This window comes from Allorhizocola rhizosphaerae (genome assembly GCF_003426775.1).
Lineage (GTDB): Bacteria > Actinomycetota > Actinomycetes > Mycobacteriales > Micromonosporaceae > Allorhizocola > Allorhizocola rhizosphaerae.
In genome coordinates this window covers 23,471-30,146 of sequence record NZ_QJUG01000098.1, presented here as the reverse complement: position 1 = coordinate 30,146, position 6,676 = coordinate 23,471, and the positions used below count along the sequence as shown (strand labels likewise).

Sequence of the window (6,676 nt, the reverse complement as noted above, 5' to 3'; positions counted from 1 at the left end):
CGCCGACGCCGACCCATCCGCCGCGACACGTTCCGCGTTGTCCAACGCCTTGGCAAACGGAGCCCACGAGCCGCCGGTGTACCTGGCCGCCGCCCGTGTCTTGTAGTCGGCCACCAAGCTCTTCAGACCACGCACCATCACCAGCCCGTCAGCGGCACCCTGAAGCTTCCCGTGAGCCGCGGCACGCTCATTCTGGCTTCCCCGCTGCATCACCGACGCCGCGGCATTCCTGGTCGCCGAGAACGATTCCCACGAGTTGGCCGTGTAGTCCGCGGGCGAGTACTTCGAGACCTGATCGTAAAGCCCGACGAGAGCATCGCCGGCCGCGCTCTGGCCGCCGATGGTGGTCTGCGCCGCGGCGCTGGGACCGGCCGCCGCCACTGACACCAGCAGCAACGCCGCGGCGACGAGCCCCCCTCGCTTCAATGTGTTGCGTGACGTACGTTTCATGCTGTTGCCTTTCGCTTGTATCGCGCAGCCGCACACTGTCCACATTGGGCGGTCCTGCTGCCGTGGTCGGATCCAAACGGATGGTGACGAAGTGGATCTGCTCACCGCACCCAGCCGGGCGAGGAGTCTCGACACACGCGCGGCCCGCATCGCTGATCGAGTTCAGGCCGTGATGAACCCGGAACGGCATGACGCTTTTGCGTCGTACGCCTGCTCACAACCTGCCACCCTCTTCGGATGTATCAGGAAGTGTTACCGCAGGACGCGGAGTTGTCAATCAACGGATCTCGCCATCTGGACTCAATCCCAGCCGTGCTGCGAGGTCGCCGACCATACCGTCCACGCTCTGCGTTCAGCCGCGCTGTACGGAAAAGTTCCGACAGCTGTCGAATAACACGCGCTTGATCATGCTCTAGATTCCGATCGTCCGATGATTTTCCGACAACCCCGGGAGGAAAGCATGCGCGTCACCCGACGCACTGCCTTGGTCGGCACTGTCGCGGCCTTGGTCGTGGGAGGCATGAGCCTGCCCGCGTCGGCAGCTCCGGATCTGTATGCTCTGGCCGCTTTGCCACAGTCCATTGGGGACAGTGAAACGGCCGGGTCCTACTTCGATCGGGTCGGCGGCAAGATAATCGTCAACGTCACGACGAGTGCCGCTGCCCAGCGCGTCAAGACGTCCGGCGCCACCCCTCGCATGGTTACCCGCAGCGCGGGTGAGCTCAACACGCTCGCCAAAGCCATTGACCCCGCGGTGCCTGGCACAGCCGTCTGGATCGACCCGGTGACGAACCAGGTGGTCTTCGACGTGGACGAAACCGTCGTCGCAGACAAGCTCGCCACGGTTCAGGCCGCCGTCGCGCGGAGCGGGGGCGCGGCGCGGGTTCAGCCGATCAAGGGTCAGCTGAGCCGGCTCCTGTCCGGCGGCGGCGCGATTCACGGCGGCGGCGTCCGCTGCTCGCTGGGCTTCAACGTGCGCAACAGCTCCGGCACGTATTTCTTCGTCACCGCCGGGCATTGCACCAACGTTGCCTCGGCCTGGTCGGACAGCTCGGGCGTCCTCGCCGGCTACCGGACCGGCAGCAGCTTCCCCGGCAACGACTACGGCATCGTCAGATACCAGTCCAGCTACACCAACCACATGGGGATCATCAACACCGGTCAGGACATCGCCCGCGCCGGCAACGCTTATGTGGGCCAGTCCGTGAAACGTCACGGCAGCACCACCGGTACCCACAGCGGTTATGTTCAGGCTCTCAACGCGACCGTCCACTACGCCGCGGGCCCCGTCTACGGGATGATTCGCACCAACGTATGTGCCGAGCCGGGTGACAGCGGCGGCCCGCTGTACGCCGGCACCACGGCGCTCGGCCTGACCTCCGGCGGCAGTGGCAACTGCCGCACCGGCGGCGTGACCTACTTCCAGCCGGTGACCGAGGTTCTCAGCAGGTACGGTGTGAACGTCTACTGATTCTCTTTCCTTCCAACAGAATTGGCCGGGGCAAACGAGTGTGCCCCGGCCAATTCATCGTTGTCGGCAATGACGCGCGGGCGATCGCCACGTTGTCGACGCCGGCTTCGATGGGGCTGGCGGTGTCACCGTCAGCCGCTTCGATGCGCAGCCGGATGGTTTGCCCGGCATACGGATTGACCTGCCGACCGCACGACGATCGCCTAAGCCAGGAGCTTGTGCCGGTGGCTCGGTAGAATTCTGCTTTACAGCGGCACCCGGTGGCTATTGACAGTTGTCGCGAGTATTCCGCCGACCGGCGAACCGCTTCCCGGCCGCGGATAGCGCCCGGTGAACCTCCCCAGCTTGAACGCCATGTGCAGGCAGAGACGCTGGTGCCCGTCGCGTAGATCGGCCTGCAGAAGCTGCTCGACACGGTGCAACCGGTAGTACAGCGACGCCCTGTGCAGGTGCAGCCGCTGCGCGGCGAGGGGCACGTTTCCCGCCAGATCGAGATACGTCTCCAGCGTGGCCAACAGCTGCTGGTGCGCCGGTTCCGCGAACAACCGCTCGAGTCCGGGATGGACACTGCTGTACGCCAGCGTGCCCTCAGGCAGGTGGGCAAACGCGCGGTACACCCCCAGGGCCGTCCACCGGACCACCGGGCCGAGTTCCGTGAGGCGCGCGGCGACGCGAACCGCGCCCAACGCCTCCTGGTAGGTCTTGTGCGCGAACCGCAGATGTGGGTACCACTGGCCTATCCCGACCATCCCATTGACCTGCGCCGCCATTCGGTTGGCCACAGCGTCGAGATCCGAAGGCGAACCTGGGACGAGGACAGCGATATGGTCCTCGGCGATCAGCCGGAACGGGTATCCGCGTGCCACCTCCCCCAAGCTCTGCGATCGCAGATCGCCGCCGTCCTCGCGGGCAACGATGGCGAGCGCGGCCACGCCCACGTTCGCCAGATGAGGGTGCTCCTCAAGAACGCGCAGAGCCGCCCGCTGCCGTGCCCGCGCGTCGCCCCCCGCCAGCTCTTCCAGCAACACATCGCCATCGGCGGGGGCGTGCCGAAGCGCATCGGCTATTTCGCGTGCGGCGAGTTCGGCCCGCTCCATCTCCTCTCGCGAGAGCAAGGCTTCCGGGTGCACAAGCCACAGGAACCCCAGCAGCCGTCGATCACACCGGATCGGCGCCCACACCGTGGCCGGCGCCGCAATCGCCGGGTCGGCCGGCAACCAGAACGGCCGCAGCGAAGCGAACCCGCCGACTTGCCGCAATCTCAACGCCCACTGCGTGGCGCCGCGCAACGACGAAACGCCATCGGCTTCCACGAGCGGGTTGAACTCGCGATCCACAACGCCCGCGAGGCAACCCAGCGCGGTACCGACGCTTCGGACGATCTGCTGGACCGCAGAGCGCGAGGGATCTGAAAGAGGCACCGGAAGCTTCGGCATCGTCACCTTCATGCACGTTGTCACGACAAGATCAGAAAGACAACGCTAGATTCCGATGACGGTGCGCAGATGCCCGCGGCGGAAGCTGTCAATAATTGTCAACCCCTCACCTCCGGGCCCAGCCTCGCCCGGAGCCGATTGAGCTCAGCACGGATCAGGACCGTCTTCGCCGAGGCAGCCGCCGTCATCACGGGACGAGCCACCGCCACAGCCGCTTCCGTGTCGCCTCGACACGCGTACGTGTCGGCCACTCGCAACGTCAACAGGAGCCGGCTCGGATACATACGCTCCGGGATATTGGCAAGTGATGCTTCAGCCGACTTCGTTGCCCGGGAGGCGGTCGCATCGTCTCCCGTCGCGTCCGCGAGGTCGCGCAAGCCGCCCGATAGGTGTGAGGCGACAAAGGCCTCCCCCTCCGCTCCGAACAGCCACGGTGCCTCGATGAAGTCCTGCTCCCCAAGCCGCTCCGCCAACCGTTGCGCCTCAAGGGCATGCGAGTCGAACTCCCGTTGGTCGCCGAGATGGGCGTGGCTGCGCGCGGCCAGGAGCCCCGAGAGCACGCAAGCCCACCGGCGCGCCGGATACACCGCCGCGACCGCCTCGGCATAGGACAGCGCCGTCAGGCCATCCCCCTCAAGCCGCGCGACAGTGCTCATCCGGCCCAACGCCTCACACACGGTCGCGGCGTTGCCGGACGACTGTCCCCACTCGACGGCACGCTGAAGCCACATCATGCCGATCCCGTATTGCCCTCGCTCCACCCGCAGCCACCCCGCAAGGTCGGCGTAGCGCGCGGCGACCTGCATCAGGCCCCCAGCGACGCGTCCTCGCGCCCGGGGAATCAGCCCCACGATGGCGCGTACGGTCTGCTCGACCGGCACGACGATATCCGCGGCGGTCCGGCGGATGTCGGCATCGATGAACCCGCGCAACAGAGTAATGAAACCGTGCACCGCTTCGACTCCGACGGTCGCACCGCCACCGAACCCGAAAAGGTCCGCCACGCTGTCGTCCGGTGATTCCGCCAAGCATCGATCGTCGCCATGAAGCGGGCACGTCACGCCAAGCGTCGGCAGCCCGCCCCGCCGGAACCCGTTTGGCAGCGAGGGTGCGCGGCGAGACCAGGCGGCGCCGGGCAACGGCGTGACAATCGGTCCATAGGCGAAAGCCGTGTCATCGGCGGCGCCCTGATTGGCGAGCACCGTTGTCGCAATGGCAATCAACCCGCCACCGGCATTGAGGACGTCGTCGGCCCGGCGGGCAAAGTCGATGGGCGGTATGCGGTCGCCGCTTTCAACCTTGGAGATGTAGGTGTGGTCGTAACCAAGGCGCGCTGCGAGCTGGACCTGGGTAAGGCCGGCGAGCCTGCGCCACCGTCTCAGCTCCCGGCCGAACCGGTCGCGAGGGCTAACCGGCTCATCAACCTGCACCGCACTCCCCTCGGGCCACTCCAGCGAAAGGTGTTCGGCCAGCAGCGTAACATCGCTGTAACCCCTGAGAGAGCGTCCAGTCGACGCCGATTGATTGACAGTTAAACTTCCCTCGGGCACGCTATCTGAGACATGTGGTCTTGAGGGGCAGCAAAGCCACATAGTCGAATCCGCTCGACCGGTTCCGGGCGTGCCCGGTCGGTCGGCCTTCGCCACCTTGGACTCCATCGGCGAAGGCACTTCGCCGACCGCGTCGAAGACCCGCACCACCCGGCGAACTTCGCCAGTCATGCGACCTTACCGTTGGAGAACGACCAATGCTTCCATCAAAGCAACGAGCCGCGCTTCTATCAGCCTGCCTTACACTGGCCGTGGCTGGTACCGGCCTCATCATGTCCACCACCGCCTCCGCCGCGGCAACCCGCTACGAAGCCGAAGGCGCATCCGCCACGTGTGATGGCTTCATCGAGTCCAATCACACCGGCTACTCCGGCACCGGATTCTGCAACGCCAACAACGCCGTCGGCGCGGCAGCACAGTTCACCGTGACCGCCTCCGCCGCCGGCCAGGCGACCCTGGCCATCCGTTACGCCAATGGCGGCACCGCCAACCGCCCCGCCGACATCTTCGTCAACGGCGCAGTTGCCCATGCGGGCGCGCCGTTCGATCTCACCGGCGCATGGGCCACATGGGTTACGAAGACACTGACCGTGTCGGTGAACGCTGGCAGCAACAACATCCGGCTGAGCCCGACGACCGCCAACGGCCTGCCCAACATCGACTACCTCGACTTCGAAGCCAACGGTGTGTCGCCGTCCCCGTCCGCGTCGTCGTCCCCGCCGCCCGGCCGGCCGGCCGAGTGCACCGGCACGTCGCCGATCAGATGCAACTTCGCGGTCTCTCCCGGCAACTACACGGTGACAGCGTGGATCGGCGACCGCGCGTCCGCGGGGAACACCTCGATGTCGGTGGAGGCCCGCCGGCGGATCCTGCCGGCTGTCAGCACTGCGGCCGGAACGATCACCCAATACGTCTTCACCATCAACGTGCGGCAGCCGGAAGGCCAGCCGACCGGGCAGGGCGGCACGGGCACCCCCGGGTTGCAGTTCACGTTCGCCGGCTCCGCGCCGAAGCTGTCCGGTCTGACCGTCCAGCCGGCGAGCAACCCGCTCGTGGTCTACCTGGCCGGCGACTCCACGACCTGCGACCAGATGATCGCACCATACACCGGCTGGGGACAGCTCCTCACCACGCACGTGAAGGCGGGCGCGGTCATCGCCAACTATGCGGACTCCGGTGAGAGCTCCGGCAGCTTCCTGAACAACTCGGCGCTGTTCCCGACGATGAGGCCGCTCATCAAGACCAACGATCTGGTGCTGATCCAATTTGGACACAACGACAAACAGACGTCGGCGTCGACATTCCGCAGCAACCTCACCTCGATGATCAACCAGGTGCGGGGACGCGGTGGCATTCCCGTGCTGGTCACCCCGCCCGTGCGGCGTCAGTTCAACGGCAGCCAGCTCACTCCCACCGCGCTGCACGTCAACGGTGTGGGCGTCAACCTGCCGGCCGAAATGCGCAACCTCGGCTCGTCGCTCAACGTGCCGGTCATCGACCTGACCGCCAAGAGCGAAGCACTGGTGGAGTCGATGGGCCCGACCAACTCGGCCCAGCTCTACCTTCGCGAGTCGGTGGACGGCGTCACGGACAACACGCACTTCTCCGAATACGGCGCCGGAAGAATGGCCGATCTGGTAGTGCAGGGAATCCGCGAACGCAATCTCTCGCTGGTCGCCTACCTACGCTGACACGGCGATGCGGCCGGCCCACGAGAGCGTGGGCCGGCCGGCAATAGTTCGAGTGCGTGCCGATAACACACGACGGCG

Annotated in this window: 5 protein-coding genes; 2 read left to right on the top strand and 3 right to left on the bottom strand. The window is 66.3% G+C overall.

The genetic code is table 11. The features are described 5' to 3' along the window. A partial coding sequence (locus DM816_RS21625; protein WP_211588794.1) for a hypothetical protein occupies positions 1-450 on the bottom strand: 450 nt, incomplete at its 3' end. A 460-nt stretch (positions 451-910) separates the two neighbouring features. Here DM816_RS21625 and DM816_RS21620 point away from each other — a divergent pair. After that, on the top strand, positions 911-1,921 hold the full coding sequence (locus DM816_RS21620) for a S1 family peptidase (protein WP_117212151.1): 1,011 nt from the start codon (positions 911-913) through the stop codon (positions 1,919-1,921). A gap of 245 nt (positions 1,922-2,166) precedes the next feature. Here DM816_RS21620 and DM816_RS21615 read toward each other — a convergent pair whose 3' ends face one another. Continuing rightward, positions 2,167-3,357, bottom strand: coding sequence for a PucR family transcriptional regulator (locus DM816_RS21615; protein WP_162907686.1), 1,191 nt, complete (start codon positions 3,355-3,357; stop codon positions 2,167-2,169). 98 nt (positions 3,358-3,455) lie between these two features. Further along, positions 3,456-5,078, bottom strand: a complete 1,623-nt coding sequence (locus tag DM816_RS21610) for a helix-turn-helix domain-containing protein (protein WP_117212149.1) — start codon at positions 5,076-5,078, stop codon at positions 3,456-3,458. Positions 5,079-5,179: 101 nt separating this feature from the next. On the opposite strand from DM816_RS21610, the gene DM816_RS21605 reads away from it, so the two are divergent. Further along, entirely contained in the window at positions 5,180-6,598 is a 1,419-nt protein-coding gene (locus DM816_RS21605) for a GDSL-type esterase/lipase family protein (protein ID WP_117212156.1), read from the top strand. Positions 6,599-6,676: the final 78 nt, after the last annotated feature.

Bases quoted from the DNA above. Each gene is read 5' to 3' on its own strand.
- DM816_RS21620 (WP_117212151.1), top strand. From the start codon at position 911: ATGCGCGTCACCCGACGCACTGCCTTGGTCGGCACTGTCGCGGCCTTG.
- DM816_RS21615 (WP_162907686.1), bottom strand. From the start codon at position 3,357: ATGCCGAAGCTTCCGGTGCCTCTTTCAGATCCCTCGCGCTCTGCGGTC.
- DM816_RS21610 (WP_117212149.1), bottom strand. From the start codon at position 5,078: ATGACTGGCGAAGTTCGCCGGGTGGTGCGGGTCTTCGACGCGGTCGGC.
- DM816_RS21605 (WP_117212156.1), top strand. From the start codon at position 5,180: ATGTCCACCACCGCCTCCGCCGCGGCAACCCGCTACGAAGCCGAAGGC.